Origin of the sequence: Polaromonas sp. UBA4122 (assembly GCA_002381615.1) — a bacterium.
Lineage (GTDB): Bacteria > Pseudomonadota > Gammaproteobacteria > Burkholderiales > Burkholderiaceae_C > Polaromonas.
Map to the genome: position 1 here is coordinate 1 of DFWY01000108.1, position 2647 is coordinate 2647.

2 protein-coding genes are annotated in these 2647 nt (G+C 58.1%); both read left to right on the plus strand.

Annotation, left to right across the window (positions count from 1 at the left end; genetic code table 11):
- On the plus strand, window positions 1–1305 hold a 1305-nt coding region (gene istA / locus B3F77_RS14660; RefSeq protein WP_293605669.1), incomplete at its 5' end, for an IS21 family transposase.
- On the plus strand, window positions 1302–2084 hold the full coding sequence (istB, locus tag B3F77_RS14665) for an IS21-like element helper ATPase IstB (protein ID WP_293605670.1): 783 nt from the start codon (window positions 1302–1304) through the stop codon (window positions 2082–2084). The genes istA and istB, both read left to right, overlap by 4 nt.
- The last annotated feature ends 563 nt before the right edge of the window (window positions 2085–2647 follow it).

Below are 2647 nucleotides of genomic sequence, written 5' to 3' on the forward strand. Positions count from 1 at the left end.
ATATGGGCAAGCGAGATAGTGCCGATGCTGGAGGCCTCGCCAGGGCTGACAGCGATCACGGTGCTGGAAGAAATTCAAAGGCGTCAGCCAGGGAAATACGATGACGCGCTGCTGCGGACGTTGCAGCGCAGGGTGCGGACCTGGAATGCGAGCTTCGGCAAAGAGCGCGAAGTATTTTTCGCGCAGGAGCACCCGCCAGGGCGCCAAGGCCTGTCCGATTTCACCCACGCCGCAGAGCTGAAGGTGACGATATCCGGGGCGGTGTTGCTGCATCTTCTTTATCAGTTTGTGCTGGCGTATTCAGGCTGGCGTTACGTCGAGCTTGTCCTAGGTGGCGAGAGCTTTATGGCCTTGTCCTCTGGGCTGCAGAACGCCGTATGGATGATGGGCGGCGTCCCAGAAGAACACCGGACCGACAGCCTGTCGGCGGCCTACAACAACAAGGCAGAGCATGATTTGCTGACCCGGCGCTACGAGGCTCTGTGCAAACACTACGGCATGCGGCCGACCCGCAACAACCTCGGTGTGAGCAATGAGAATGGCTCGGTAGAGACGCGGCAAAGATCGCTCAAGCGCACCATGGAGCAGGCGCTGCTATTGCGCGGGCACCGCGATTTTGCGGATCTGGACGCCTACCGGGTCTTCGTGGCGGAAGTGTTTGGCCGCCTCAATGCGCGCGTCGCACGCAAATTCAATGAGGAACGCGGCGTCCTTATGGCATTGCCGGCACGGCGCAGCAGCGACTATGAGGAAGTCGATGCGCGGGTCACTAAGTTCAGCACGTTTACGGTCAAGAAAGTGCTGTACACGGCGCCATCGCGGCTGGTGGGCCACATGCTCAAAGTGCGGGTCTACAGCGACAGGCTGGAATGCTGGCTGGGCAGTGTTTGCGTACTCCAGTTGCGCCGTGGACAGCCTGGCGTGGGTGGCAAGCGCACGCGGGTCGTGGATTATCGCCACTTGCTGCCTGCGCTCATGCGCAAGCCCGGCGCACTGGCACGTTCGGCATTGCGTGACGACTTATTTCCTCGTGCCGAATACCGGTTGATGTGGGCCCATCTCAAGGACACATTGCCCGAGAAGAGCGCCTGCAGGCTCATGGTGGGCTTGCTCGACCTGGCGGGCAATGGCGGCTGCGAGGCCCAACTCGCTCAGCGTCTGGGGCTTCTTCTGGTCTCCGGTGAGGTCCCCGACCTTGAGCAATTGAAGCAGGAGATGGCGCCGCGGCCAGCGCTGTGCCCTCAAGTGACTGTCGTGTTGCCTGCCTTGTCCAGTTACGACCAACTGCTGCGGGCCGCGGCATGAGCGCCGAAGCAGCGCGCCTGGCGCTGATCCTCAATGAACTGAGGCTGCCTACCATCAAGCGGCTGTGGGCTGCTCTGGCAGAGCAGTCGGACAAAGAAGGCTGGCCTGCCAAACGCTTCCTTGCCGCGGTGATGGAACACGAACTGGCGGAGCGGGAAACCCGGCGCCTTGAGCGGCACCGGCTGGAGTCCGGGCTATTGCCGGGCAAGTTGCTGTCGAACTTCGATTTCACCTCAGTGCCATGCGTATCGAAAGCGCATGTCACTGCCTTGGTGGAGGGGGATGGCTGGATTGGGCAAGGTGCCAATTTACTCCTGTTCGGGCCTTCCGGCGTCGGCAAAAGTCACTTGGTGTGCGCCATAGGCTACGGCCTCATTGACCGCGGATATCGGGTCTGTTTCACGCGTACCAGCGACCTGGTGCAGCGCCTGCAAGTGGCGCGGCGCGAAATGCGGCTAACGCAAGAGATCGCCCGATTGGATCGCTTTGATCTTTTAATTTTGGACGATCTTAGCTACGTTCGGCGGGACCAGGCGGAGACCTCAGTGCTGTTCGAGCTGATCGCCGAGCGCTACGAGAGGAAGAGTCTGGCATTGACGGCAAACCAGCCATTTTCCGGGTGGGATCAAATATTCGCGGAGCCGGCGATGACGCTCGCGGCCGTCGACCGCCTGGTCCATCACTCGACGATTTTTGAGCTCAATGTCGAGAGCTACCGGGGCCGGGAAGCTCGGGAAGCGGCCTGCAAGCAGGTCAAACCGGGGCGTAAAAATGCCTAAAAATCAGAGGTCATTGAAGCGCAACCGTGCGCACGACGGACCTCGCTTGGCGAGGGCCGCTGGTGGATTCATCTGTTCCGCTACGCTCCACAGAGGAATCCACCAGCTTAGAGCAAGAGCAACGTCAACTACAAGAGCAAGAGCAACGTCAATTACAAAAGCAAAACCGGGGCAGCGCCGTCCAGCTGCGTTATAGGAAAATTTGAAAAAAACCACCTCGCTTCACCGGTCAAGATAATTGTCGTCGACCGGTCAAGATAGTTGACGCGGACCAATATACCTTTTTCAGATTCATTTTTGGAGCTGCCGTAATAGCTCTGCTATGCAAAGATTCATGCCGCTTGATTGTTTTTTGTCAATACTTGAATAGCGACATCGAAGTCTAATCAAATGGCAGTTGGCTTTCTGGTTTGCCTGATCGATAAACGGATCAGGAAAAAGACGTTTATCATTTTTTCCCGGGAGCATTTCCATGAATCCGTTCAGACTCTTCGCTTCAATCGTTCTGGCCGCTCTGCTAGCCTTTCAGTTCGGCTGCGCATCGACATCGACCCATAAGGGAA

Excerpts from the sequence above, each read along its gene's own strand:
- istB (WP_293605670.1), top strand. The coding sequence starts at position 1,302 with ATGAGCGCCGAAGCAGCGCGCCTGGCGCTGATCCTCAATGAACTGAGG.